Below are 26,209 nucleotides of genomic sequence, written 5' to 3'. Positions count from 1 at the left end.
GACGAAACCGATCAAGTAAGCACGCCTGCATTTCCCGCCTGACGGCGGGCCGGAAAGGGCGGCATCCGCAACGATGCCGCCCTTTGTTTTATCGGCCCGGTTTATGATTGCGCTTTCGCGCACGCATTCGATTCGCACTCCATGTCGACAACGTCCCTGCTCGTCCAATCGCTGCCGGTGCTCGCCCAGGGCGCCGTCCTGACCGTCAAGTTCGCCGTGCTGTCGATGGTGTTCGGCCTGCTTGGCGCCGTCGTGCTCGCGATGATGGGCATCCGGCAGAGCGAAGCGCTCGACGGCTTCGAGCGCATCTGGGTCAACGCGCTCGCGTGGCTGGCACGCGCGTACGTGAGCCTGATGCGCGGCACGCCGCTGCTCGTGCAGATCTTCGTCATCTATTACGGGCTGCCGAGCCTCGGCATCTCGCTCGATCCGACGCCGGCCGGCGTCATCGCGCTGTCCGCGAACGTCGCGGCCTACATGTCGGAAAGCATGCGCGGCGCGATCAACGGGATCGCGCGCGGCCAGTGGCTCGCCGCGTACAGCCTCGGGCTGTCGTGGGGGCAGACGCTGCGCTACGTGATCGGCCCGCAGGCGCTGCGCATCGCGGTGCCGAGCCTGTCGAACAGCCTGATCAGCCTGATCAAGGACACGTCGCTCGTGTCCGTGATCACTGTGACCGAACTGCTGCGCAGCGCGCAGGAAGTGATCGCGGCGACCTATCAGCCGCTGCCGCTCTATCTCGCCGCCGCGGCCGTGTACTGGGTCCTGTGCCAGATCCTCGAATGGGTGCAGCGCTGGTACGAAAAGCGCCTGTCGCTGCCGTCGCGGCATTGAGCCGCGCCGTTGCGCCGGGCCGCGCTCGCGGCGCCGGCGCCCGCCTTCCCGCCTGTTCCGTCTATTCGCCCGAATAACGCACGCCGAGCACCGCGCGCGCCGCATCGGTCATCGCGATCATCTGCCGCGAATGGTCGTGCGTCACGATCGGGCTTTCGGTTTCGCCCGCGCGCAGCAGGTCGCAGAAATGCGCGGTTTCGTAGTTCAGCCCGCCGCCTTCGGCCCGCGCATCGAGTTCGACGGTACGCCCGTCCGCATAGCGGATCGTCGCGCGCTCGGGGTTCCACCACTTCTCGTGAATCGTCACGTGGCCGCCCGCCGCGGCGATCAGTGCATCGCCGCGCCCCATCACGTCCAGGCCGCAAAAGAGCTGCGCGATCCCGCCGTTCGCATGCACGCTGTTCAGGCTCGCGAACAGGTCGACACCTGTCGCACCGACGCGGCCGAGCGTCTGCACGTCGCGCGCGGCGCCGAGCCAGTCGACGGCAAGAAACGCCTCGTAGATGCCGATGTCGAGCAACGCGCCGCCCGCACGATCGAGCCGATAGACGGAATGGTCCTCCGGCACCGACGACGATGCGCAGCCCGCCCGCACGAGCCGGATCTCGCCGATCGGATCGTCACGCAGGTGCACACGCAACCGACGGTACAGCGGGAAGAATGGCGGCTTCATCGCCTCCATGAAGAGCAGCCCGGCATCGCGCGCCGCGTGCAGCACCGTGTCGAGTTGCGCGGCGTTCAGCGCCGCGGGTTTCTCGCACAGCACGGCCTTGCCAGCAGCCAGTGCGGCCAGCGTGTACTGCGCGTGACTGTCATGGAGCGTCGCGATGTAGACCGCGTCGATCTCGTCGCTCGCGAGGAGCGCGTCGAGGCTCGCGGCAGGCGTGCCGCCGTATGTCTCGCAGAAGGCGGCCGCTGCGTCGGCGCGGCGGGCCCAGGCGCCGGCGAGCGTGGCGCCCGGCACGTGGGCGAGGCTTTGCGCGAAGCGGCGCGCAATGCTGCCTGCACCGACGATGCCGAAGCGCACAGGGCGATGGTCGTTGTCGTTCATCCTGATCTTCCGTGTCGGTCGTATGACGGTAGCCGGCACGCTGCCGGCCGGCCGTCATGATAAACGGCCCGGCGGCACACGGATGAGCGACACGTGCCGCGTCAGGCACGCACCGGCACGTCGACCGAGAAATCGCGCGAAATCTCGTCCGCGCTGAAATCGATCAGCGCCAGCGACGCCGCTTCGGCTTCGCGCGGGTCGCGCCGCTCGATCGCATCGACGACCCGCGCATGCGCCTTCACCGCGATGTCGTGCGCGCCTTCCTTCTGCACGACGCGCGGATTCACGAGACGCACTGCTCCGCGCACGATCGCCGCCATCTGCTGGAAGAACTGGTTGCCGCTCGCCTGGACGATCCGCGTATGCAGCAGCTCGTCCGCCGTGTCGTAGCCGGGGTCGCCCGGCTGCAGCACCTTGAACGCGTCGAACGCTTCGCGAATGCCCGCAATGTCGGCCGCCGTCGCACGCACCGCCGCCTGCGCGGTCGCGCGTGGTTCGATCAGCATCCGGAATTCGATGACGTCGCGCATGAACTGCGGATCGGGCTTTGCCCGAAATCGCCAGCTCACGACGTCTTCGTCGATCATCCGCCAGTCGCGCATCGGCCGCACGCGCGTCCCGACTTTCGGACGCACGTCGAGCATGTCGCGCGCAAGCAACATCGATAACGCTTCCCGCATCACCGTGCGGCTCACATCGAACTCTTTCGACAGCACGTCCTGCGGCGGCAAGATGCCGCCGTACTTGTCTTCGACGATACCCGCGACAAGCCCATCCATCACTTTGGCGACCAGTGACCGGTCTTTGCCCTGCTCCATGACACCTCCCCGTGCGTCGATTTGCGAACACCTGCTCCGCAGTTCCGCCGGCCCTGGTTACTACTCTGTTCTTATGATCTATAAGTTGATGAGTTCGACGATATTTCGCTATCTGGTAAACACCTGACAGGGTTATCCCTCTTTTGAACGAGGTGATTTATACGGCTAAAAAAAAGGCCCGGGAAGCGCGCCGCGCCTGCCGGACCCCGGTTTCCACAAGATTTAACCATCCAATCCATGACGGCCGATACCGCGCCGTTACGGACTGCTTCTCATTCAGTTTTAGCCAGCCGGATAAACGATCGTTTCAACGCCGTTTTCCGTGCCAAGCAAGCACAGATTCGCGCCGCGTTCGGCGAACAGACCGACCGTCACGACGCCCGGCCATGCATTCACCTGCGCTTCGAAACCGCGCGGATCGGCGATCTGCAGGCCCTTCACGTCGATGATCTCGTTGCCGTTGTCGGTGATGTAGGGCGCGCCGTCCTTCGTCACGCGCAGCACGGGCACGCCGCCGAGCGCGGTCACGCGCCGGCCGATCGCCGTGCGCGCCATCGGCACGACCTCGATCGGCAGCGGGAACGCGCCGAGCACCGGCACGCGCTTGCTGGCGTCCGCGATGCAGACGAACGTGTCGGCCACCGACGCGACGATCTTCTCACGCGTCAGCGCGCCGCCGCCGCCCTTGATCATCGCGCCGCCGGCGTCGATCTCGTCGGCGCCGTCGACGTACACCTGCAGCGACTCGATCTCGTTCAGGTCGAACACCTTGATGCCGTGCGATTTCAGGCGTTCGGTCGTGGCAATCGAGCTCGACACGGCGCCGCGATAGCGCGATTTGACGGCGGCGAGCGCGTCGATGAAGCAGTTGGCGGTCGAGCCGGTGCCGACACCGATCACGGCGCCTTCCGGCACGTTCTGGATCACGTAATCGGCGGCGGCCTGGCCGACGAGGCGTTTGAGTTCGTCTTGAGTCATGGCGTGGTAATGCTGCGGGATTGCGGAAAACCGCCAGTTTACCGGAGTCGGCGGACGTCCCCGCGTTTTTCGGCGTGCGCCGCGCCGCGTATTCAGGGTGTGTCGGCCGCCGGCGCGGGATCGGCCGCTTGCGTGCCGGGGAAGTACTTGTCGAGCAGCGCCTGCGCGATCGCGTCGCTTTCCGCGTCCGGATTGCCCGCGTAATCGGACGGTCGGAAATGCATCTGAAACGCTGCGAACACGCGTCGCGTACGCGTGTCGAGCACGCCGTCGGTCGGCACGTCGTAGCCGTAGCGCGCGAGCTTGAGCTGCAATTCGCGCACGTCGACCGGCGCGTGCGGGTCGCGGCCCGCGAGCCGCGCGGCGACGGTCGCGTCGTCCGGCCACGCGCCGACGCCGGCTTGCGCGAGCGCATGCCACGGGAACAGCGGGCCGGGATCGATCTTGCGTTGAGGCGCGATATCGCTGTGCCCGACCACGCGCGTCGGCGGAATGCCGTAGCGCGCGACGATGTCCTTCGACAGGCGGGTCAGTGCGTCGACCTGTTCGGGCGGATATGGCTGCCAGGTGCGATGCTGCGGATCGAGCGGGCCGCGGTTCACGTTCTCGATGCCGATCGATACCGCGTTCAGCTCGGTCGTGCCCTGCCACTCGCTGACGCCCGCGTGCCACGCGCGCCGCGCTTCCGGAACGAGCTGGTAGACGACGGGCATCCCGCGTTCGGCGCGCGGCTGCGGCGGGATGACGTAATGCACGCTGACCGAGTCGCCCGTCAACGTGCGCAGCGATTTCGTCTCGTCGCTTTCCGTGTAATGCATGACGAGAAAGCGGATCCGCGAATCGGCGCCGCGCGCGTGCAGGCTCGTGTCGGCGTAGTAGGTGCCGCGTTCGACGAGCGACGGCGACGTGCAGGCCGCCAGCAGGCCGAACACGGCGCAGCAGGCGCCAATACGAAACAGGGTCATCGGTCGCGGGTTCCGGAGAGCCGCGTGCCGCCTTGCATCGGGGCACGCGTCGTGCGGGTCATTCGACGCCCGCGCATCGCGCGCGGGACGGGCGGGTCAGCCCCGGGTCAGCCCCGGGGTTCAGCCCGAAGGTTCAGCCCTTCACGCGCCGCTGACGCACGGCTTCGTACAGGCAGACACCGCTGGCGACCGACACGTTCAGGCTTTCCACACTGCCGGCCATCGGGATGCTCATCACTTCGTCGCAGGTATCGCGCGTGAGCCGGCGCATGCCTTCGCCTTCCGCGCCCATCACGAGCGCGACCGGGCCGTCAAGCTTCGTTTCGTAGAGCGTCGCCGGCGCCTCGTCCGACGTGCCGATGATCCATACCCCCGCTTCCTTCAGCTCGCGCAGCGCGCGGGCGAGGTTCGTCACCGTGATGTACGGCACCGTGTCGGCCGCGCCGCTCGCCACCTTGGCCGCGGTCGCGTTCAGGCCGACCGCGCGGTCACGCGGTGCGATCACCGCATGCGCGCCGGCCGAATCGGCGACCCGCAGGCACGCGCCGAGGTTGTGCGGATCGGTGACGCCGTCGAGCACGAGCAGCAGCGCGGGCCCGTTGATGCCGTCGAGCAGCTCGGACAGGTTCTGCGCAAGCGGCATGTCCTCGACGCGCGCGACGACACCCTGATGGCGCTCGGTGTGCGCGAGGCCCCACAGGCGCGTTTCGTCGGCTGCGATCAGCCGCACGCCCGCTTCCTTCGCGGCGTGCAGGAAGTCCTGCATGCGGCGGTCGCGGCGCGTCTGGTCGTACAGCACCTCCGCCACCGTCGATGCATCGTGCCGCAAACGTGCGGTCACCGCATGAAAACCGTAAAGAACCTTCAGACGTGACATGACTGGAACAACCTTCGATCAAACGTGCGGCCGCGCGACGTGCGCAGCCGCGATCCATGGAAAAGGAAAGCGCCGCGTGGCCGGCCGATGACCGGTGACGCGGCGTCTCTCGATACTGCAGGGCGTGCGCGTACGCCGCCCCGAACACTCAATACTTCTTGCGGGCGCGAGCCTTCTTCGCAGTCGGCTTCGCGGGTGCGCCACCGCCAGCACCGCCGCTCTTCTTCGCGGCGCCACGCGCGGCGCGCGCTTCCTGCACCGCGACGCTCGGCGCGCTCGCGGCCTTCTTGCGACGCGGCACGGTTTCCTCCACCGGCGGCAGCGCACGCACGCGCGGGCCATTGCCGCTGCCGTTGCCGTTGCGATCGATGCCGGCAGCTGGCGCGGGCGACGGACGCGGCGCCTTCACCGGCGTATCGCGCACGAGGCGGAAATCGATCTTGCGCGCATCGAGATCGACGCGGCTCACCTGCACGCGCACGCGATCCGACAGGCGATAGCGGATGCCCGTGCGTTCGCCGCGCAGCTCGTTCTTGATCTCGTCGTACTGGAAGTAGTCCGAGCCGAGTTCCGTCACGTGCACGAGCCCTTCGATGAACAGCGTGTCGAGCTGCACGAAGATGCCGAACGACGTCACGCCGTTCACCATCCCGCCATACTCCTCGCCGAGCTTGTCGCGCATGAAGTAGCACTTGAGCCACGCTTCGACGTCGCGCGACGCCTCGTCCGCACGGCGCTCGTTCGCCGAGCAGTGCAAGCCGAGCTCTTCCCAGATCGCCGTGTTCGAGCGCGAGCGGTTGCGCGCTTCGTCGTCGGCCTGCTGCATCGCGCGGGCGCGCGGCGACAGCGCGGTGTTCAGCTCGAAGCCTTCCGGCGCCTTCGGCGTGTACTTCTTGCCCGACAGGATCGCGTAGATCGCACGGTGCGTGAGCAGGTCCGGATAGCGGCGGATCGGGCTCGTGAAGTGCGCGTACGCCTCGTACGCGAGGCCGAAGTGACCGATGTTGTCCGGACTGTAGACCGCCTGCTGCATCGAGCGCAGCAGCATCGGCTGTAGCATCTGCGCGTCCGGCCGGTCGCGGATCTGCGCCATCAGCGCCGCGTAGTCGCTCGCATGCGGCTTGTCGCCGCCGCCGAGCGACAGGCCCATGCCGCGCAGGAACGCGCGCAGGTTCTCGAGCTTCTCCGGCGTCGGCCCCGCGTGCACGCGGTACAGGCCCGGATGCTTGTTGCGCTTCAGGAAATCGGCCGCGCAGACGTTCGCGGCCAGCATGCATTCCTCGATCAGCTTGTGCGCGTCGTTGCGCTGGCGCGGCACGATCTGCTCGATCTTGCCCTGCGAGTTGCAGACGATGTAGGTCTCGGTCGTGTCGAAGTCGATCGCACCGCGCTTTTGACGGGCGGCGAACAGCGACTTGTAGACGCCGTACAGATCCTGCAGGTGCGGCAGCAGATCGGCGCGGCGCGCGGCCTCCGGCCCCTTCGTGTTCGACAGCACGGCCGCGACTTCGGTGTACGTGAGGCGCGCCGCCGAATGGATCATGGCCGGGTAGAACTGGTAGGCCTTGATCTCGCCGCGCGCGGTGATCACCATGTCGCATGCGAGCACGCAGCGATCGACCTGCGGATTCAGCGAACAGAGGCCGTTCGACAGCTTCTCCGGCAGCATCGGAATCACGCGACGCGGGAAGTAGACCGACGTGCTGCGCTCGAGCGCGTCGGCGTCGAGCCCGCTACCCGGCTGTACGTAGTGCGACACGTCGGCGATCGCGACGATCAACCGGAAGCCGTCGCCGCGGCCGACCTTGACCGGCTCGCAGTAGACGGCATCGTCGAAGTCACGGGCGTCCTCGCCGTCGATCGTCACGAGCGGCACGTCGCGCAGGTCGACGCGGAAACGCAGGTCGGCCGGGCGCACCTTGTCGGGCAGCGCCGCGGCTTCGTCGAGCGCCGACTGGCTGAATTCGTGCGGCACACCGTACTTGCGCACCGCGATTTCGATTTCCATGCCCGGATCGTCGATATCGCCGAGCACTTCGACGACACGGCCGAGCGGCTGCGAATGACGGCTCGGGAAATCGGTCAGCTCGACGACGACGACCTGCCCGACCTTCGCCTTCTTCACGTTCTGGGTGATCAGGATGTCGTGGCCGATGCGCTTGTCTTCCGGCGCGACGATCAGCGCACCGTTCTCGTTCAGCAGGCGGCCGATCACGCGCTTGTTCGCGCGTTCCGTGACTTCGACGACGTGCCCTTCCGGGCGGCCGCGGCGATCGTAGCCGACGATCCGCGCGAGCACGCGGTCGTTGTGCATCACCTTCTGCATTTCGCCGTTCGGCAAGAACAGGTCGTCCTGGCCGTCGTCGCGGATCACGAACCCGTAGCCGTCGCGATGCCCCTGCACGCGCCCGGCGACGAAATTCGACGGATGGGTCAACTGGTAGTGGCCACGCTTGTCGAGGCGGATCTGGCCGTCGCGCTCCATCGCGGCGACACGCCGGAAGAACCCCTCGCGCTCTTGACGCTTGATCGACAGGGCTTCGGCGATGTCGTTGGCGGCCAGCGGCGCGTCGCTCGTACGCAGCACGCCGAGAATCTCTTCACGGCTCGGAATGGGGTACGGATATTTGCTCAAGGGTTTGTCGATGATTGTTCTCGTTGCGTTGACTGATGGTGCACGGCATCAACATAGAGGTGTCCGTCAGACAGTTCTATATTGACGGCGGCGGGTCATTCTATCACCCGCCTGTGTCGCCAAAAGACGGGAATGCCGCCAGCACGCGCGGCGACGGCCTGTTTGCGATGCATCGCAAAAAAGTGTTGACAGGGTTAATTGGGGCGCTATAATTTCGCTTCTTTGCAGCAAGCAGCTACTGCAAAACGTGCCCAGGTGGCGGAATTGGTAGACGCACTAGGTTCAGGTCCTAGCGGTGGCAACATCGTGGAGGTTCGAGTCCTCTCCTGGGCACCACTTGATTTATAAAAAAGGTCGGCTTTTGCCGGCCTTTTTTCATTTCGGCGCTTGCATCGCGAGTGCCCGTCCTCGGCCCTTATGTCGGCCGCTCCGATCGATAGCAGAATTTATCGGTTATCAATCGCGCTCCCCGTTGTTACGTTAGCCGCCTCGCTTTCAACGCATCCAACGAGGAGCACCCTTCATGACGTCGATGAACCGCCGCGCATTCGCGCGCGCGATGCTGGCCGCGGGCCTCGCTGCCGCAGGTGTCCGCGCGCACGCGGAGAACGCGCCGGCCACGCTGCGCATCGGTTACCAGAAGTCGTCGACGCTGATCACGCTGCTCAAGACGCGCGGCACGCTCGAGCAGGCGCTGACGCCGCTCGGCCTGCGCGTGTCATGGCATGAATTCGCGAGCGGATTGCCACTGACCGAAGCGCTCAATGTCGGCGCCGTCGACTTCAGCGCGGACGTGGCCGATACGGTGCCGGTCTTCGCGCAGGCCGCGCATGCGCGTTTCGTGTACGTCGCGCAGGAGGCACCTTCGCCGAAGGCGCAGGCGATCGTCGTCAAGCAGGACAGCGCGCTGCGCACGCTCGCCGATCTCAACGGCCGGCGTATCGCGGTCACGAAGGCGGCCGGCAGCCACTACCTGCTGCTTGCCGCGCTCGCCCGCGCGAAGCTCGCGCCCGCCGACGTGGCGATCCATTACCTGACACCCGCAGACGGCCGCGCCGCGTTCGAGCGCGGCAGCGTCGACGCATGGATCACGTGGGATCCGTATGTCGCGTCGGTCGACCGGAATCACGACGTACGGATTCTGGCCGACGGCGACGGACTCGCGTCGTACCAACGCTACTACCTCGCGTCGAGCAGCTTCGCCGCCGCACGCCCCGATGTCATCCAGATCCTGTTCGACCAACTGTCGCAGGCCGGCGCGTGGCTGCGCGACCATCCGCAGGAGGCCGCGAACACGCTCGCGCCGATCTGGGGGCTCGATGCCGCGACGATCGCACGTGCGAATGCGCGACGCAGCTATCTCGTCCGCGCGGTGGTCACGCAAAACTTCGGTGAACAGCAGAAGATCGCCGACACGTTCCTTGCGGCCGGGCTGCTGCCCGCCCGCGTCGATACGAGCCAGGCGCAGCGCTGGAATTTCACGACGAAGCGCGCGGAGCCGGTCGGCGCGTGACGGTCGGCGGCGCAAGGCGCGCAATATTTTTGCCGCTCCGGATGAAATTGTGTTGACAGACTTCGCCGGCACGCTACAATAGCGGTCTTCGCACTGCAGTAAGCGAAACGTGCCCAGGTGGCGGAATTGGTAGACGCACTAGGTTCAGGTCCTAGCGGTGGCAACATCGTGGAGGTTCGAGTCCTCTCCTGGGCACCACTTGATTTATAAAAAAGGTCGGCTTTTGCCGGCCTTTTTTCATTTCCGGTGCACAAATCGATATGTGTGCTCGTGTCGACGCATTTACCCCGCCGACATCACACCGCACATCGAGGAGGCGCGTCAGCCGTCACGGGCCATGCACTCGCCGGTTCGGCAATCAAGCCACCCGGATTAATATTTTCGTCCGCCCCTCAAATTCTGTTGACAGATTCTCCGGGCACGCTAGAATAGCGGTCTTCGCACTGCAGCAAGCGAAACGTGCCCAGGTGGCGGAATTGGTAGACGCACTAGGTTCAGGTCCTAGCGGTGGCAACATCGTGGAGGTTCGAGTCCTCTCCTGGGCACCACTTGATTTATAAAAAGGTCGGCTTCTAGCCGGCCTTTTTTCGTTTCCGGCCCCGGAATCGGACATGCTCCGGGATTTCCGTATCGCATATCTATCCTCCTCTCATTGCCCCGCCCCGCAGTGCTTCGATCGGTTCAGCACCCTCATTCCTTCACTTCACTCCGCTCCGCACGAATCTCCCGTCGTAGAAAAACCGGGATTTCCCTAGGCTGACAGGCCGTCGCTCACGCGGTTAAATAAATCAACGTGATTTATTTAATGCGCCGCCGAACGGCGCACCATGGAAGGAGACGCCATGAGAAGCCCGCACTTCGGCCAGGGAAGCAATTCGGCCAACGTGCGCCGTTACAACGAGCGCCTGCTGCTGAAGACGCTGCGCCGCGCGGGCAGCGCGTCGAAGGCCGACCTCGCCCGTCTCGCGAACATGACGGGTACGGCGGTCGGCAGCATCATCGGGTCGCTCGCCGACGCGAAGCTGATCGAATTCGCTGGCCGCACCGAAGGCCAGCGCGGCCAGCCCGCTTCGCTGATCCGCCTCGATCCGCGCGGTGCGTTCGGCATCGGCGTCCATCTCGACCGGATGCGCATCGAGACGGCGCTCGTCAACTTCGCGGGCGACGTGCTCGGCCGCCGCTCGCACGACACGCTGCTTCCCCCGCCCGCCGACGTGCTCGAGATCGTTCGTCACGACATCGACGCGATGCAGGCCCTCCTCCCCGACCATGAACGCGCGCGCCTGACCGGCGTCGGCGTCGCGCAGCCGTACAACCTCGGCGCGTGGATGCGCGAGCTCGGCCTCGCGCCCGACACGTTCCGCGCGTGGGAAGACGTCGATTTCGCGGCCGATCTCGGCCGCACGCTGTCGCTGCCCGTCTTCGGCGAGAACGACGGCAACGCGGCCGCGATCGCCGAACTGTTCTACGGATACGGCCGGCAGTGCGACGACTTCGTCTACCTGTTCATCGGGCCGGCGATCGGCGGCGGCATCGCGATCGACGGCGACTGCCTGCGCGGCGTGACCGGCAATGCCGGCGACATCGCGGTGATTCCGGTGCCGCCCAGCCGGCTGGCCTCCGCGCCGCCGCCGCGCGGCCCGTGGGACATCCTGCTCGCACGCGCCTCGCTGCACGCGCTCGTGCGCCACTTGCGCCATCACGGCGAGACGGTCGAGAACCGCGCCGATCTCGAAGCCTGCATCGCCCGCGGCCTGCCGGCCGTCGACGAATGGATCGACGACTGCGTCGACGCGCTTGCACCGGCGCTGCGCGCGGTGCTGTGCGTGATCGACGCGCCGGTGGTCGTGCTCGACGCCGACACCGATGCGGGCCTGCTCGACGCGGTCACGACCCGCCTGCGCGCCGCGCTCGTGGCCACCGCGCCCGAGGCCCGCGGTACGCCCGTGCTCGTGCGCGGCACGTTCGGCGCCGACGCCGGCGCGATCGGCGCCGCCACGCTGCCGATGTTTTTCAACTTCTCCCCGCGGGCCGGCATCCTCAAGGGCGCCCGCACCGATTCGCAGGAGGTCCACCATGTCGCGTTCTGAGTCGCCCCGCCCGCTGCTCGAGATGCGCGGGATCAGCAAGACGTTCCCGGCCGTGCGCGCGCTCGACAACGTCAGCCTGACCGTCTATCCGGGCGAAATCCATTCGCTGATGGGCGAGAACGGCGCGGGCAAATCGACGCTGATGAAGATCCTGTCGGGCGCCTACCGCGCCGACGCCGGCGGCGAGATCCTGATCGACGGCCAACGCATCGAGATCGACGGCCCGCTCGCCGCACGCGATGCCGGCGTCGCGGTGATCTACCAGGAGTTGTGCCTGTCGCCGAACCTGACCGTCGCGGAAAACATCTACGTCGGCCGCGAACTGCGCCGCGGCAACCGGCGCTGGGGCACGATCGACCGCGCGGCGATGGCGCGCGGCTGCCAGGACGTGCTCGCGCGCCTGGGTGCCCCGTTCGGGCCCGACACGCTCGTCGACACGCTGTCGATCGCCGAACAGCAGCTCGTCGAAATCGCCCGCGCCGTGCACACGCGCGCCCGCATCCTCGTGATGGACGAGCCGACCACGCCGCTGTCGTCGCGCGAAACCGAACACCTGTTCCGCCTGATCCGCCAGTTGCGCGAGGAAGGTCTCGCGATCATCTACATCAGCCACCGGATGGCGGAGATCTACGAACTGTCCGACCGCGTGTCGGTGCTGCGCGACGGCGCGTACGTCGGCACGCTGGAGCGCGCGTCGCTGTCGGCCGAGCGGCTCGTCGCGATGATGGTCGGCCGCGACATCTCCGGTTTCTACAAGAAGGAACACGCGCCGTACGACCCCGGCCACCTGCTGCTGTCGGTCCGCGACATCGCCGACGGTGCGCGTGTTCGCGGCTGCAGCCTCGACCTGCATGCCGGCGAAGTACTCGGCATCGCGGGGCTCGTCGGCGCAGGCCGCACCGAGCTCGCGCGGCTGATCTTCGGGGCCGAGGCGCGCGTGCGCGGCGACGTGAAGCTGGGCGAGCGCACGTTCGGCGCGCACTCGCCGCGCGACGCGATCGACGCGGGCCTCGTCTACCTGACCGAAGACCGCAAGCGCCAGGGCCTGTTCCTCGACATGAGCGTACGCGACAACATCAACATCTCGGTGTGCAACCGCGATGCGCGGCTCGGTGCGCTCGACCTCGCGCGCGGCGCCGAACGGGCACGCGACGCCATCGCGTCACTGTCGATCCGGGTGCCGCACGCGAACGTCAACGTCGGCGCGCTGTCCGGCGGCAACCAGCAGAAAGTGCTGCTGTCGCGCCTGCTCGAGACGAAGCCGCGCGTGCTGATTCTCGACGAACCGACACGCGGCGTCGACATCGGCGCGAAATCCGAGATCTACCGGATCATCAACGAACTGGCCCGTGCCGGCGTGGGCGTAATCGTGATCTCGAGCGAACTGCCGGAAATCATCGGCGTCGCCGACCGCGTGCTCGTGATGCGCGAAGGCGAGATCGCAGGCGAACTCGGCGGACACACGCATACGCCGATCACGCAGGAAGCGATCATCGCGCTCGCCACCGGCTCGCAGGCCGAACTGGCCGACGCGCACTGAGCGCCGCCCCTTTTCATTTCACTCTCACATTCAGGCTACCGAAATGATCAACCCGACCAAGCAGCGGAACCTCGCTTCCGCGACCGCCCACCCGGTCGCCAACCGTACGCCCCTGATGCGCGGCGCCGATCACCGCGCCCGCATGCAATCGCTGATCCGCACGGCCGGCATGCTGCCGGTGCTGCTGGTCCTGTGCGTCGGCTTCGGCTTCCTGACCGACGGCTTCTTTACGTTGCAGAACCTGTCGATCGTCACGCAACAGGCATCGATCAACATCGTGCTCGCCGCCGGCATGACGTTCGTGATCCTGACGGGCGGCATCGACCTGTCGGTCGGCTCGGTGCTCGCCGCCGCGGCCGTCGCGGCGCTCATCGCATCGACCATTCCCGGCTGGGGCTGGCTCGGCGTGCCGTTCGCGCTCATCGTCGGCCTCGTGTTCGGCGCGATCAACGGCGGGCTGATCTCGTTCCTGCGCCTGCCGCCATTCATCGTCACGCTCGGCGCAATGACGGCCGTGCGCGGCGTCGCACGCCTGATCGGCAACGACACGACCGTGTTCAACCCGCAACTGCCGTTCGCCTTCATCGGCAACGGCTCGATCCTCGGTGTGCCGTGGCTCGTCGTGATCGCGTGCGCGGTGATCGCGATCTCGTGGTTCATCCTGCGCCGCACGGTGCTCGGGATGCGGATCTATTCGGTCGGCGGCAACCCGGAGGCCGCACGTCTGTCGGGCATCAACGTGCGGGCGATCCAGATGTTCGTGTATGCGGCGTCGGGCCTGCTCGCCGGCCTCGGCGCGGTGATGTCGGCCGCGCGCCTGTATGCGGCCAACGGCCTGCAGCTCGGCCAGTCATACGAGCTCGACGCGATCGCCGCGGTGATCCTCGGCGGCACGAGCTTCGTCGGCGGCGTCGGCTCGATCGTCGGCACGCTGATCGGCGCGCTGATCATCGCGGTGCTGACCAACGGCCTCGTGCTGCTCGGCGTGTCCGATATCTGGCAATACATCATCAAGGGGCTGGTGATCATCGGCGCGGTCGCGCTCGACCGCTATCGCCAGCGCGACTCGGCCCGTACTTGACTCCCTTCCCTCATCGTTCAACCATCGGCGCGCAGGCAGGTCCTCCTGCGCGCGTTCACCAACAGACCTCACGGAGACACAACGACATGTTCAAGCATACCGCCGCCCTGACCGCCGTCGCCTGCGCACTCGCCTTCGGCGCTGCCGCCGCCCATGCAGCCGACAAGCCGCTGAAATCGATCGGCGTCACGGTCGGCTCGCTCGGCAACCCGTATTTCGTCACGATCGTGAAAGGCGCCGAAGCGCGCGCGAAGCAACTCAACCCGAATGCGAAAGTCACGGCCGTCTCGGCCGACTACGACCTGAACAAGCAGTTCACGCAGATCGACAACTTCATTTCCGCGCACGTCGACATGATCCTGCTCAACGCGACCGACCCGAAGGCGATCGAGCCGGCGGTAAAGAAGGCGCAGGCGGCCGGCATCACGGTCGTCGCGGTGGACGTCGCGGCGGCCGGCGCGAACGCGACCGTGCAGACCAACAACGTGAAGGCCGGCGAACTCGCGTGCGACTACCTCGCGAAGAAGCTGAACGGCAAGGGCAACGTGATCATCGAGAACGGCCCGCAGGTGTCGGCCGTGATCGATCGCGTGAACGGCTGCAAGGCCGTGCTCGCGAAAAACGCCGGCATCAAGCTGCTGTCGAGCGACCAGGACGGCAAGGGCTCCCGCGAAGGCGGGATGAACGCGATGCAGGGCTACCTGACGCGCTTTCCGAAGCTCGACGGCGTGTTCACGATCAACGACCCGCAGGCGATCGGCAGCGATCTCGCGGCGAAACAGCTGAACCGCCCGAACATCGTGATCACGTCGGTCGACGGCGCGCCCGACATCGAGGTCGCACTCAAGTCGAACACGCTCGTGCAGGCGTCGTCGAGCCAGGACCCGTGGGCGATGGCGCAGCAAGCCGTCAACGTCGGCTACGGGATCATGAACGGCCAGAAGCCGGCCAATCCGATGATCCTGATCGAGCCGACGCTGATCACGCGCGACAACGTGAAGACCTACAAGGGCTGGAGCTCCCCGCGCTGATCACGCCGATCGCCCGCGAGGCCGGGCAGTGCCGGGCCGCGCCGCCACGCGCGACGCCCCGCACCGCCCGGCTGTTCAGATTCAGATCAACCGCTGTACGGCCGCGCGCGATGCCGCGGCGCAAGGTTTCCACATGACGACGACGTTTCCCCGCCTGATCGTGTTCGGCGAAGCGCTGACCGATTTCATCCGCGACGACGCGCAGCACTGGCACAGCGTCGCCGGCGGCTCGTGCTGGAACGTCGCGCGCGTCGGCGCGCGACTCGGCGTGCCGACGGCCTTCGCCGGCACGGTCAGCCGCGACACCTTCGGCGACGAGCTGATGCGCAAGAGCGCCGACGCGGGGCTCGACATGCGTTTCATCCGGCAAGTCGACCGCGCACCGCTGCTCGCGATGGTCGTCTCGAAGCAGCCGCCCCACTATTTCTTCATCGGCGAAAACAGCGCCGATCTCGCGTTCGATCCGGCCGATTTGCCGGTCGGCGCGTTCGACGCGGCCGACATCGTGCACGTCGGCTCGCTCGGCGTCGTGCGCGAGCCGCTCGCGTCGCGCCTGATCGAACTCGCGCAGGCCGCACGGGCGGCCGGCAAGCGGATCTCGTTCGATCCGAACTTCCGTGCGCCGATGGCCGCGCCGTCGTATCGCGACACGCTGCGCCGGCTGACCGCGCTCGCCGACTGGATCAAGGTATCCGACGAGGATCTGCGCGGGCTGTTTCCCGAACTCGACGAAGCGGCCGCACTCGCGCAGTTGCGTGCATGGGCGCCCGACGCGACGATGCTCGTCACGCGCGGCGCGGCCGGCATGCAGCTGCTGCATCGCGATACCGTGCTGTTCCAGCCGGCGCTCCCGGCCGAGGTGGCCGACACGGTCGGCTGCGGCGATGCGAGCATCGGCGGCTGGCTCGCGAGCCAGCTCGCCCGCCCCGAGGCATCGGCCGCCGAGCATCTGCGCTACGCGGCCGCGTGCGCGGCCGTCGCTTGTGAACATGCAGGCGCCTATGCGCCGACGGCTGCGGAAGTGGCCGACATGATCGAACGCACCACCGCCAACGCCGCGCTTTCGCAATAGACGGCGCGGACGCACCGTCACACAGGGCGCGTGCCGTCGCCGCCGTCCGGCGGTTTTCCGGCCTGCAGCAGTTGCAGGCTCTCGTCGACGCTGAGCTCCGACATCGCGTCGTCGTGCAACGTATCGTCCGCCGCACGGCGCAGCGCATGCAGCGCGTGCGTCTTGAGCCGGACGAGCGCGAGCCGCAGCCCGCGCGCCGCGCATTCGGCCGCGAACGTGCGCAACGATTCGATCGTCGTGCCGTCGACGTCCGGCGTTTCCTCGAGACTCACCATCACGATATGGGTGTCCGGCGCGGCCTTCATCAGCGCCCGCACGCGATTGAGCATCCGGTCCGCATTCGCGAAGAACAGCTGCGCCTCGGGCCGCACGATCAGCACGCCGGGCACCGGTTTCGCATCGGCGTGACTCGCGACGTCGACGAAATCGTGGCTGTCGCGCAACCGGCCGAGCACGCTGACGTTCGGCTCGGACAGCTTGCGCAGCGTCAGCAGCAGGCTCACGCCGATCGCCGCGAGCAGGCCGTGCAGCACGCCTAGCACGAGCACCGCGAGCAGCGCCGCGATCACGACGAGCCGGTCGCGATGCCAAGCCCAGTACGGCCGGAACACGGACGGATGCAGCGAATGGCTGACCGCGAAGATCACGATGGCCGCGAGCACGGGCTCGGGCGTACGCGCGAGTTGCGGCAGCAGCAGCCAGACGATCAGCGCGACCACGCCGGCCGCCCACATCCCCGCCAAACGCGACTGCGCACCGGCCGCCTCGTTCGCCGACGTCGCCGAATAGCCGGCGCCGACCGGCATCCCGTGCAGCAGCCCCGACACGAGGTTCGCGCAGCCGAGCGCGACGAGGTCGCGGTTCGGCGACACGGTATCGCCATGCTTCAGCGCGAAGTTGCGGATCGAACCGTACGACTCCGCATACAGGATCAGCATCAGCGCAAATGCGAGCTCGACCGTCTGCATCCACGCATTGCGGTCGAGATGCGGCAAGCCGAATTCGAGGTGCCGGAAATCGATATGGCCGACGATCGCGATTCCGTACCGCTGCCAGTCGACCACGTAACCCGCCGCGATCGACAGCACGATCACGATGAGCGTCGCGGGCACGCGCGCGCCGCGGCCGAGCACGAACAACAGCGCAAGTGCCGTCGCACCGACCACGACGCTCGCGAGATTCGCGTGCGGCGCACCGGCGAGCAGGTCGAGCGCGACGTGCGGCGCATCGCTGTGCTGTACGGAAATCGCGAGAATCTTCGGCAACTGCTTGATGACGATCGTCAGCGCGAGACCGAACGTGAAGCCGCGCAGCACGGGCCGCGCGACGAAATCCGACATGCCGCCGAGCCGCGCGACACCGGCCAGGATGAACAGCACGCCGGTCGTCGCGACGAGCGCCGCCGCGAGCGCGAGCTGCGCGGCCAGCGCCATCCCCGATTCGGCGAGCACGGTCGCCGCGAGCACCGCGGCCGACGATGACGTCGACGATACGATCGCGAAGCGGCTGCTGCCGGTCAACGCATAGACGACGAGCCCTGACAGCAGCGCGATCAGGCCGGCCTGCGGCGGCAGGTTGGCCAGCCCCGCATACGCGACCGCCTCGGGAATCAGCAGGCCGGCAATCGACAGGCCGGCCAGCGCATCGAGGCTGACGCGCCGCGGGCGCGGCGCGGGCGGCGTGTCGAGCGCGACGAAATGGTCGGGATGCTGCGGGCCGGCGTCGGGGCGAATCGGAGCGGTCGTCATGAGACGGCGGAGCCGTGAGCCGGTCAGGGCTTCACGGCAATCACGCCCGACCAGCCGGGCAGATAGCGCGCATCCTGCTCGTGCGCGCGCTGCAGCGCGATATCGAGCGCCTTCGCGAAGTTCTTGCGGATCTGGTCGAGCGACACGTGCTGGCGCAGATAGTCGGCCCACAGGAATTCGCTGAACGGCGTCGCGTCCTTCGCGTAGCCGCCCGCCGTGCGCAGTTCGCCGGCGAGGCTGCGGTACGGATCGTCCTCGAGCCCCGTCAGCACCTTCGGCAAATGCGCATAGTCGCGCCGCGAGCCGTCCGGGCCGAACGGATGCACCCACTGGTTGTGTTCCATCATCCGCCAGAAGATCGTGTCGTCGAGCCACGACAGATCCTTCAGCAGCATCGCGTTCACGCGCGCCTCGCCCTCCTCGATCAGCGCGAGGCCGAGATGGTGATGATCGGTGATGTAGTGCAGTCCGTCCGGGCCGAGCACGGCCGGGAACCAGTGCGATTCGATCGCGGCCTTGCGGGCGCGCTTGTTCAGCGCCTTCCAGTGCTTGCGCTTCGCCTTGACTTCGCGGTAGCCCACCGTCATCTGGGTCGGACGCAGCGCGTCGAGCCTGACGGGAATGAGATGAACGTCGTTGCCGAGTGCCATGGTCGTACCCCATGTTGCAAATTCCGGCAACGATACTCCTGATCCCGGGCGCCGTTAATCCGTCATGACCGCGATACGCGTCCGGTTGACGATCTCCGACACCTGGCCTGCACGACGCCGCGCTACGCGCGCAAATCGTCGCGTTCGAGACGATGACGAATGTAAGGAATGCCGTCGTGCACGATGCTCACGCGCCGCATGCCGAGCTTGCGCGCCACGTTCAGCGAGCCGCTGTTGGCCTCCGCGATATCGGCGATCACGCGCGGCAGGCGCACGGTGTCGAACGCGTGCCGCACGACGGCCGCCGCGGCTTCGCTCGCGATGCCGCGCCCCCATGTCGCACGCACGAGCCGCCAGCCGATCTCGACGTCGCGCGACCCGTCCTTGTAGTCGGGAATCAGCAGCATCCAGCCGACGAACACGTCGGGCGCGGCCTTCTCGAAGATCGACCAGTAGCCGAGGCCCGGCGGATAGTCGCACGTGATCCGGTGCGTGACGAAGCGGCGATGCTCGACGGGGTCGTGCCACGGGCCCGCGATGTGGCGCGTGACTTCGGGATCGCGATCCATCTCGATGCACGCATCGAGATCGGCCAGCACGCGCGGACGCAGCCACAGCCTCGCGGTTTCGAGCACGGGCAACGGGTCGGCGGAACGGTCATTCATCCGGACTCCTGAGTCGGTGACGATGCGCAGCGAGCGCATTACAGAACGGATACAAAAAGCCTTCCACCATGATACAGATGCCTGTCGCGTGCCTGTAGCAGCGCCGTTTCAGATTCCGAAACAGTGCATTTCGTAGGGATTATTCCCGATTCGCGCTTATCGCGCCCCACCTCGCGCAGCGCGGAAGCCTACACTCGATCAGTGCCCCCGCGCCGCGCGCGAGCCGGGCCGGCATCCGCATGCCTATCGCGAACGCGCAAGCCAACGAGGAGACCCGCACATGAGCTGGACCCGCGAGCAACGCAACGTCACGATCGCCGCCTACCTGGGCTGGACGCTCGATGCGTTCGATTTTTTCCTGATGGTTTTCGTGCTGAAGGACATCGCCGCGGAATTCGCGTCGACGATCCCCGCCGTCGCGTTCGCGCTCACGCTGACGCTCGCGATGCGCCCGCTCGGCGCGCTGATCTTCGGCCGGCTCGCCGACCGCTTCGGCCGCCGCCCGACGCTGATGGTCAACATCGCCTGCTATTCGCTGCTCGAACTCGCGTCGGGTTTCGCGCCGAGCCTGACCGCGCTGCTCGTGCTGCGCGCGCTGTTCGGCATCGCGATGGGCGGCGAATGGGGCGTCGGCTCCGCGCTGACGATGGAAACCGTGCCGACCCATGCGCGCGGCTTCGTGTCGGGGCTGCTGCAGGCCGGCTACCCGAGCGGCTATCTGCTCGCGTCCGTCGTGTTCGGCCTGTTCTACCAGACCATCGGCTGGCGCGGGATGTTCATGGTCGGCGTGCTGCCCGCGCTGCTCGTGCTGTACGTGCGCGCACACGTGCCCGAATCGCCGGCATGGAAACAGATGGAGAAGCGAGCGCGCCCGAGCCTCGGCGCGACGCTGAAGCAGAACTGGAAGCTCACGATCTACGCGATCGTGCTGATGACCGCGTTCAACTTCTTCTCGCACGGCACGCAGGACCTCTATCCGACCTTCCTGCGCGAACAGCATCACTTCGATCCGCATACCGTGTCGTGGATCACGATCGTGCTGAACATCGGCGCGATCGTCGGCGGCCTGTCGTTCGGCACGATCTCGGAGCGGATCGGCCGGCGCCGCGCGATCTTCATCGCCGCGCTGATCGCGCTGCCCGTGCTGCCGCTGTGGGCGTTCTCGAGCGGCCCGGTTGCACTCGCCGCCGGCGCGTTCCTGATGCAGATCTCGGTACAGGGCGCGTGGGGCGTGATACCGGTTCACCTGAACGAGATCTCGCCCGACGAGATCCGTGCGACCTTCCCCGGCGTCGTCTACCAGCTCGGCAACCTGCTCGCGTCGGGCAACGCGACGATGCAGGCGTCGCTGGCCGTGTCGAACCACGACAATTACGGCTTCGCGCTCGCGCTCGTGGCCGGTATCGTGGCCGTCGCGATCGCCGTGCTGATCCTGTTCAGCCGCGAACGGCGCGGCATCGACATGACGCAATCGGTCAATACGCGTAGCACCGTCGGGTGAACCCGCGCGTTGCGGCACCGCATCATCGCGCGCGCCCCGCCCCGCCGTGAGCGGGTGTCGCGCTTTCCGCACCCGCACATCGAACTAGAGGAATTGATCCAGATTCCGCGCTTGCCCGGTCCGGCCGCGATTTTTTATCTTAATAAAAACGACTGTTTGAATCAGATAATCAAATCACCTGTTCGCGGCCGGGAAACCGGCATGGGAGGCGGAACATGGCAGTAAGTCAGGAGGGGCGGCCATCTGCGGGACGGCCGTCCGGGGCGCGGTCATCCGGCACACGGCAGACCGGGGGAACGAAGGCGCGCATTCTCGATGCGGCCGAGGATCTGTTCATCGAGCATGGCTTCGAAGCGATGTCGATGCGGCAGATCACGTCGCGCGCGACGGTCAATCTCGCCGCGGTCAACTACCACTTCGGCAGCAAGGAAGCGCTGATCCACGCGATGCTGTCGCGCCGGCTCGACCAGCTGAACCAGGAACGCCTCGGCATCCTCGACCGCTTCGATGCGCAGCTCGGCACGCACATCACCTGCGAGCACGTGCTCGGCGCGATGTTCATTCCGGCGCTGAAGGCCTCGCGCGATCCCGAACGCGGCGGGCCCGGCTTCCTGCGGCTGATCGGCCGCGCGTACACCGATCCCTCGCCGTTCGTGCGCAACTTCCTGACCGCGCACTATGCGAGCGTCGCGGGCCGCTTCTTCGATGCCTTCCAGCGCGCGCTGCCGCACCTGCCACGCACCGAGCTCGGCTGGCGGCTGCACTTCGCGATCGGCGCGCTGTCCGGCGCGCTCGCGGGCGCCGAAACGGAAAGCCTGATCGACGAATTCTCGCAAGGCCGCACGATGAACGACGTGCAGATGATCGCGCGGCTGTCGTCGCTGATCGTCGCCGCGCTGAAGGCGCCGATGCCCGACACGGCGCAACTGTCGATCTTCGCGGCGGTGCTCGACGACGCGGGCGCCAGCGAAGCGTTCGGCCTGCCGCAGTCGGGCGCGACGACCGCCGAGACGGCCACGCTGCATTCCACGAACTAAGCGCGCGAGGCCACGCGCGGCTTCCTGTTCATGATTTGATTGATACGCGCGGTCGGACGCGGCGTCGAGACGCCCACGCCGATCGGCCGCGAAGCACGGGGCATGGGCCGGCGCTGATGCGCCGACTCGCGCCGAGAGCAAAGACCGGAGACACGTCATGCCATCTTCCGCAGCAACCACCTCGGCCCAGATTGCGCCGAACACCGACGCCATCTGGTACGCGTCGTACCCGCCCGGCGTTCCGCACGAGATCGACGTCACGCAATACGCGTCGCTCGTGCAGTTCTTCGACGAATGCACGACCCGCTTCGCCGACCGCGTCGCCTACGTGAGCGCCGGCGCGTCGATGACCTACCGCACGCTCGCGCAGAAGGTCGACGCATTCGCGTCGTATCTGCAAAGCCTCGGCGTGAAGCCCGGCGACCGCGTCGCGATCATGCTGCCGAACACGTTCCAGTACCCGGTCGCGCTGTTCGGCACGCTGAAGGCCGGCGCGATCGTCGTCAACGTGAATCCGCTCTACACCGTGCGCGAACTCGCGCACCAGTTGAAGGACAGCGGCGCGCAGACGATCGTCGTGTTCGAGAACTTCGCGCGCACGCTGCAGGACGCGCTGCCGGAAACGCAGGTGAAGCACATCGTCGTCACCGCGCTCGGCGACCTGCTCGCCGACGGCTTCAACGCGAAAGGACGCCTGATCAATTTCGTGCTGAAGCACGTGAAGAAGCTCGTGCCGGCCTACCACCTGCCGCAGGCGATCCGGCTGCGCTCCGCGCTCGCGCTCGGTGCACGCGGCAAGCCGCAACCGGTGCAGACCACGCGCGACGATCTCGCGTTCCTGCAGTACACGGGCGGCACGACCGGCGTCGCGAAAGGCGCGATGCTCACGCACGGCAACCTGATCGCGAACCTGCTGCAGGCGAAGGCCTGGATCGCCGACCAGGTGTCGGGCGACGTCGAAACCGTGCTCACGCCGCTGCCGCTCTATCACATCTATTCGCTGACGGTGAACGCGTTCATCTTCATGGGGCTCGGCGGGCGCAACATCCTGATCGCGAACCCGCGCGACATGAAGATGGTGATGAAGATCATCCGCCACGAGACGTTCACGGGCATCACCGGCATCAACACGCTGTACAACGCGTTCCTCGACAACGAGGAATTCCGCAAGCGCGACTTCTCGAAGCTCAAGCTCGCGATGGCGGGCGGGATGGCGATGCAGCGTGCGGTCGCCGAGCGCTTCCAGCAGGTGACGGGCCGGCCGGTGGTCGAAGGCTACGGCCTCACCGAGTGCTCGCCGATCGTCACGATGAACCCCGTGGACCTGAACGACATGGCCGCGTTCAGCGGGTCGATCGGGCTACCCGCGCCGTCGACCGTCGTGCGCTTTCGCCGCGAGGACGGCACCTGGGCCGCCATCGGCGAGCCGGGCGAGCTGTGCGTGCACGGCCCGCAGGTGATGCGCGGCTACTGGCAGCGACCCGACGAGACGGCCAAGGTGATCGACGCCGACGGCTGGCTCGCCACCGGCGACATCGGCGTGATGGACGAGCGCGGCTTCATCCGCCTCATCGACCGCAAGAAGGACATGATCCTCGTGTCGGGCTTCAACGTGTATCCGAACGAGATCGAGGAAGTGCTGGTGATGCATCCCGGCATCAGCGAAGCCGCGGCGATCGGCATTCCGGACGAGGTACAGGGCGAACGGATCAAGGTGTTCGTCGTGCGCCGTGACCCGTCGCTGACGGCCGAGGACGTGCTCGCGCACTGCCGCAAGAACCTGACCGGCTACAAGATGCCGAAGTTCGTCGAGTTCCGCGACGCACTGCCGCAGACGAACGTCGGCAAGATCCTGCGCCGCGCGCTGCGCGACGAGGAACTCGCCAAAATCAACGCCGCGAAGCAAGGCTGAACGATCCATCGCCCCGGGAGACGCTGTCGATGAACGAAGGAATGAAGCGCCACGCACGGCATGTCGCCACGGCGGCCGTCGCGTGCGTGCTGTCGCTCGCGCAGGCAAGCCTGCATGCACAGGAAACGGCCGGCGCCGCGAGCGCGGCCCAGGCCGCCGCGCTGCCGGCGGACCTCGCGAAAGTCACGCACGAGCCGCTCGCGCAACAGGCGCGCTGGCTGCGCACGGCGGCCCAGCGCGGCACGCTCGCGCAACTCGACGACGCGACGCTCACCGCGCTCTTCAAGGCGCTCGATCCGCTCGCCGTGCCGCTCTATATCCGCAATGGCCCGAACGGCTATCCGTCCTACCAGTTCACGATGGTGCGCCAGGAGCGCATCAGCGGAAAATGGTCCGACACGCCCGACCGCATGCTCGTGAAGACGACCCGCGAGCCGCTGCGCGTGTATGCGAAATGGCTGCCGGGCGGCGCGCATGCCGGCCAGGAGACCATCTACGACACGACGCAGCGCAAGGACGAGATGTATGGCCATCTCGGCGGCCTGCTCGGCAAGATTCCGCTGTGGACGGCGATCGACGGCGCACTGGCGCGCGCCCAGTCGAATCACCAGGTGAAGGATCTCGGCACCGAGTTCATCGCGAACCTGTACCTGACCGAAGGGAAGAAATACCTGGAAGCCGGCGTGCAGCGGCCGACCGACGTGGAGGCCAAAACGATCGGCGGCGTGCGCGTCGTCGCGCTCACCTACGAAACGCCGACCGGCCGCCCGCAGTTCTATGCGAAAAAGGAAGTGCTGGGGCTCGACCTGCACGCACCCTATTTCCGGACCGTCGAGTCCTATGACAACGACGGCAGGATCTTCGAGCGGATCGTCATCGAGAAAATCGCGCCGGCGACCCTCGACGACACCGCATTCGACCCGAAAAACCCCGACTACGCGTTCTGACGCGCGCCGGCGGGGCGGTCACGGGCTCAATCGTCATCGTCGTCGCCGTGGTGTCGACGCCAGTGCTTGTAATAGTGCTTGCGCCACTTGCGGTAGCGATCGTCGTCGTCATCCCCGTAATAGCCATACCCATAGCCCGGATAGGCGACGATGGCCGGCTGCGGCGCCACATAGACCGGCGCCGGCTCGACATAGACCGGTGCGACCGGGACGCCGATGCCGACCGACAGGTCGACGTGCCCCGCCATTGCGCTACCGGAAACGAGCAACGCCGTGCTCCCGATCACCGCTGCTACTTGCCTCTTGTTCATGCTCCGCATCCCTGATAAGCCGGCCCGCCCGGTTCACGCGGTCAATGTAAGCGCGGCGCGCGCACCCAGGTGATACGGGGCTGCGAGAGTCGTAACGCGACGTAACGAAACGAATTTGACCGTTCGGCCTAATCGCGAAAATGCGCCGGAACGTCTATAGTGGGTTACGGTTCGACACAATCACGACTGCGCGCTCCCTTATCGAACAGGGTAGAATTCCGCCAAACGGCTTGTGGACGAACACGCCACACACACGCACAACATATTCTCTGACGCAGGCTCCTGCCGCACCTCAATGGCCAATCCCGCAGAATCCCATCCGCAAAACGACTTCATCAATTCGGCGCGCAAGGAACGTAAGCGTGTTGAAATCTATCTCGTCAACGGCATTCGTCTGACGGGGTGTATCGAGTCGTTCGACCAGTATCTGGTGATGCTGCGCACCCCCGTGGGTCTGCAAGGCATCTACAAGCGTGCGATTTCCACGATCCAGCTCGACACGGGCGGCTCGCGCCCAGGCGGCGGCGGCCCCCGCGGCCCGCGCACCGGTGGTCGCCCCGGCGGCCGTGAAGGTGGCGGTCACAGCCCGTACGGCTCGCACGGCGGCCCGCGCGAATCGCGCGGCGACGGCGGCTACGGCTCCCGCGAGCCGCGTGAAGGCTACGGTTCGCGTGAACCGCGCGAGGGTTACGGCTCACGTGAGCCGCGCGAAGGCTACGGCGCCCCCCGCGAGCCGCGTGAACCGCGCGAAAGCTACGGCGCACCGCGCGACAGCGGCGACGCATCCGGCAACGCCGCGCCGTCGGATTCCCGCGGCGGCAACGGGCCGGTCATCGTGACGCGCCGCCGGCGAATCGTGCCGGACGGCCAGTAAAACAAAAAGGGCAAGCCAACCGGCTTGCCCTTTTCACTTGTACGGCCGGCGCGGCACGTCGCCGCACCGTCGTTACCGG

Annotated in this window: 22 protein-coding genes and 3 tRNA genes; 15 read left to right on the top strand and 10 right to left on the bottom strand. The window is 66.9% G+C overall.

Annotation, left to right across the window (positions count from 1 at the left end):
* Positions 1 to 141 precede the first annotated feature (141 nt).
* Positions 142 to 834: an amino acid ABC transporter permease gene (locus JMF86_RS07380; RefSeq protein ID WP_012328406.1), complete on the top strand. Its 693-nt coding sequence runs from the start codon at positions 142 to 144 to the stop codon at positions 832 to 834.
* Positions 835 to 895: 61 nt separating this feature from the next.
* Here the strand turns inward: JMF86_RS07380 and JMF86_RS07375 are convergent, their stop codons facing one another.
* From JMF86_RS07375 to rnr, 6 genes are all read right to left on the bottom strand, one after another.
* Complete coding sequence (locus JMF86_RS07375; RefSeq protein WP_201316876.1) at positions 896 to 1,885, bottom strand: Gfo/Idh/MocA family protein; 990 nt, start codon at positions 1,883 to 1,885, stop codon at positions 896 to 898.
* A 101-nt stretch (positions 1,886 to 1,986) separates the two neighbouring features.
* Positions 1,987 to 2,703 carry a FadR/GntR family transcriptional regulator gene (locus tag JMF86_RS07370; RefSeq protein ID WP_006476118.1) on the bottom strand — a complete coding sequence of 239 codons (717 nt, stop codon included), beginning with the start codon at positions 2,701 to 2,703 and terminating at the stop codon, positions 1,987 to 1,989.
* A gap of 282 nt (positions 2,704 to 2,985) precedes the next feature.
* Positions 2,986 to 3,681 carry a ribose-5-phosphate isomerase RpiA gene (rpiA, locus tag JMF86_RS07365; protein WP_006476119.1) on the bottom strand — a complete coding sequence of 232 codons (696 nt, stop codon included), beginning with the start codon at positions 3,679 to 3,681 and terminating at the stop codon, positions 2,986 to 2,988.
* Positions 3,682 to 3,773: 92 nt separating this feature from the next.
* A complete protein-coding gene (locus tag JMF86_RS07360) occupies positions 3,774 to 4,646 on the bottom strand; it encodes an N-acetylmuramoyl-L-alanine amidase (RefSeq protein WP_027811196.1) in 873 nt (290 codons plus the stop codon).
* A 133-nt stretch (positions 4,647 to 4,779) separates the two neighbouring features.
* Complete coding sequence (gene rlmB / locus JMF86_RS07355) at positions 4,780 to 5,523, bottom strand: 23S rRNA (guanosine(2251)-2'-O)-methyltransferase RlmB (RefSeq protein ID WP_023474772.1); 744 nt, start codon at positions 5,521 to 5,523, stop codon at positions 4,780 to 4,782.
* 148 nt (positions 5,524 to 5,671) lie between these two features.
* The gene (rnr, locus tag JMF86_RS07350) at positions 5,672 to 8,158 is read right to left on the bottom strand and encodes a ribonuclease R (protein ID WP_201316875.1); all 2,487 of its coding nucleotides are present in this window, start codon (positions 8,156 to 8,158) and stop codon (positions 5,672 to 5,674) included.
* 249 nt (positions 8,159 to 8,407) lie between these two features.
* Here rnr and JMF86_RS07345 point away from each other — a divergent pair.
* The 9 genes from JMF86_RS07345 (at position 8,408) to JMF86_RS07305 (ending at position 16,485) form a co-directional block, all read left to right on the top strand.
* Positions 8,408 to 8,494 (top strand) — tRNA-Leu (locus JMF86_RS07345).
* A gap of 187 nt (positions 8,495 to 8,681) precedes the next feature.
* Positions 8,682 to 9,671 (top strand): aliphatic sulfonate ABC transporter substrate-binding protein, encoded by a 990-nt coding sequence (locus tag JMF86_RS07340; RefSeq protein WP_077217785.1) that lies wholly within the window; start codon positions 8,682 to 8,684, stop codon positions 9,669 to 9,671.
* Positions 9,672 to 9,782: 111 nt separating this feature from the next.
* A tRNA-Leu gene (locus JMF86_RS07335) sits at positions 9,783 to 9,869 on the top strand.
* Positions 9,870 to 10,132: 263 nt separating this feature from the next.
* Positions 10,133 to 10,219, top strand: a tRNA-Leu gene (locus JMF86_RS07330).
* 294 nt (positions 10,220 to 10,513) lie between these two features.
* Positions 10,514 to 11,761 carry an ROK family protein gene (locus JMF86_RS07325; protein ID WP_011545298.1) on the top strand — a complete coding sequence of 416 codons (1,248 nt, stop codon included), beginning with the start codon at positions 10,514 to 10,516 and terminating at the stop codon, positions 11,759 to 11,761.
* Entirely contained in the window at positions 11,748 to 13,301 is a 1,554-nt protein-coding gene (locus JMF86_RS07320) for a sugar ABC transporter ATP-binding protein (protein ID WP_077217786.1), read from the top strand. The genes JMF86_RS07325 and JMF86_RS07320 overlap by 14 nt, the downstream gene beginning before the upstream one ends.
* A 43-nt stretch (positions 13,302 to 13,344) precedes the next feature.
* Positions 13,345 to 14,382 carry a ribose ABC transporter permease gene (locus JMF86_RS07315; RefSeq protein ID WP_006476124.1) on the top strand — a complete coding sequence of 346 codons (1,038 nt, stop codon included), beginning with the start codon at positions 13,345 to 13,347 and terminating at the stop codon, positions 14,380 to 14,382.
* A gap of 86 nt (positions 14,383 to 14,468) precedes the next feature.
* On the top strand, positions 14,469 to 15,413 hold the full coding sequence (locus JMF86_RS07310; protein WP_023474777.1) for an ABC transporter substrate-binding protein: 945 nt from the start codon (positions 14,469 to 14,471) through the stop codon (positions 15,411 to 15,413).
* A gap of 133 nt (positions 15,414 to 15,546) precedes the next feature.
* Positions 15,547 to 16,485, top strand: coding sequence for a carbohydrate kinase (locus JMF86_RS07305; RefSeq protein ID WP_077178440.1), 939 nt, complete (start codon positions 15,547 to 15,549; stop codon positions 16,483 to 16,485).
* A 17-nt stretch (positions 16,486 to 16,502) separates the two neighbouring features.
* On the opposite strand, the gene JMF86_RS07300 is transcribed toward JMF86_RS07305, so the two are convergent.
* The 3 genes from JMF86_RS07300 to JMF86_RS07290 form a co-directional block, all read right to left on the bottom strand.
* Positions 16,503 to 18,233, bottom strand: coding sequence for a SulP family inorganic anion transporter (locus JMF86_RS07300; protein ID WP_201316874.1), 1,731 nt, complete (start codon positions 18,231 to 18,233; stop codon positions 16,503 to 16,505).
* Between the two features lie 23 nt (positions 18,234 to 18,256).
* On the bottom strand, positions 18,257 to 18,883 hold the full coding sequence (locus JMF86_RS07295) for a ParB-like protein (protein ID WP_011545292.1): 627 nt from the start codon (positions 18,881 to 18,883) through the stop codon (positions 18,257 to 18,259).
* Between the two features lie 122 nt (positions 18,884 to 19,005).
* Complete coding sequence (locus tag JMF86_RS07290) at positions 19,006 to 19,548, bottom strand: GNAT family N-acetyltransferase (RefSeq protein WP_011545291.1); 543 nt, start codon at positions 19,546 to 19,548, stop codon at positions 19,006 to 19,008.
* Positions 19,549 to 19,828: 280 nt separating this feature from the next.
* Between JMF86_RS07290 and JMF86_RS07285 the strand changes: the two genes are divergently transcribed.
* The 4 genes from JMF86_RS07285 (at position 19,829) to JMF86_RS07270 (ending at position 24,945) form a co-directional block, all read left to right on the top strand.
* Entirely contained in the window at positions 19,829 to 21,049 is a 1,221-nt protein-coding gene (locus JMF86_RS07285; protein ID WP_011545290.1) for an MFS transporter, read from the top strand.
* A 215-nt stretch (positions 21,050 to 21,264) separates the two neighbouring features.
* Positions 21,265 to 22,086, top strand: coding sequence for a TetR/AcrR family transcriptional regulator (locus JMF86_RS07280; RefSeq protein ID WP_006476131.1), 822 nt, complete (start codon positions 21,265 to 21,267; stop codon positions 22,084 to 22,086).
* A 157-nt stretch (positions 22,087 to 22,243) separates the two neighbouring features.
* A complete protein-coding gene (locus tag JMF86_RS07275) occupies positions 22,244 to 23,998 on the top strand; it encodes an AMP-binding protein (protein ID WP_201316873.1) in 1,755 nt (584 codons plus the stop codon).
* A 29-nt stretch (positions 23,999 to 24,027) separates the two neighbouring features.
* Positions 24,028 to 24,945: a DUF1571 domain-containing protein gene (locus JMF86_RS07270; protein ID WP_027810352.1), complete on the top strand. Its 918-nt coding sequence runs from the start codon at positions 24,028 to 24,030 to the stop codon at positions 24,943 to 24,945.
* Between the two features lie 26 nt (positions 24,946 to 24,971).
* Here JMF86_RS07270 and JMF86_RS07265 read toward each other — a convergent pair whose 3' ends face one another.
* Positions 24,972 to 25,256, bottom strand: a complete 285-nt coding sequence (locus JMF86_RS07265) for a hypothetical protein (RefSeq protein WP_011694273.1) — start codon at positions 25,254 to 25,256, stop codon at positions 24,972 to 24,974.
* 295 nt (positions 25,257 to 25,551) lie between these two features.
* Here JMF86_RS07265 and hfq point away from each other — a divergent pair, with 295 nt between their 5' ends.
* Positions 25,552 to 26,130 carry an RNA chaperone Hfq gene (gene hfq, locus JMF86_RS07260; protein ID WP_077178435.1) on the top strand — a complete coding sequence of 193 codons (579 nt, stop codon included), beginning with the start codon at positions 25,552 to 25,554 and terminating at the stop codon, positions 26,128 to 26,130.
* The last annotated feature ends 79 nt before the right edge of the window (positions 26,131 to 26,209 follow it).

It is taken from the genome of Burkholderia sp. E168m15 (assembly GCF_016586105.1).
In the GTDB taxonomy this organism is placed as follows: Bacteria; Pseudomonadota; Gammaproteobacteria; order Burkholderiales; family Burkholderiaceae; genus Burkholderia; species Burkholderia orbicola.
The sequence above is the reverse complement of the archived record's forward strand: the minus strand, read 5'-3'. Positions and strand labels throughout refer to the sequence as shown.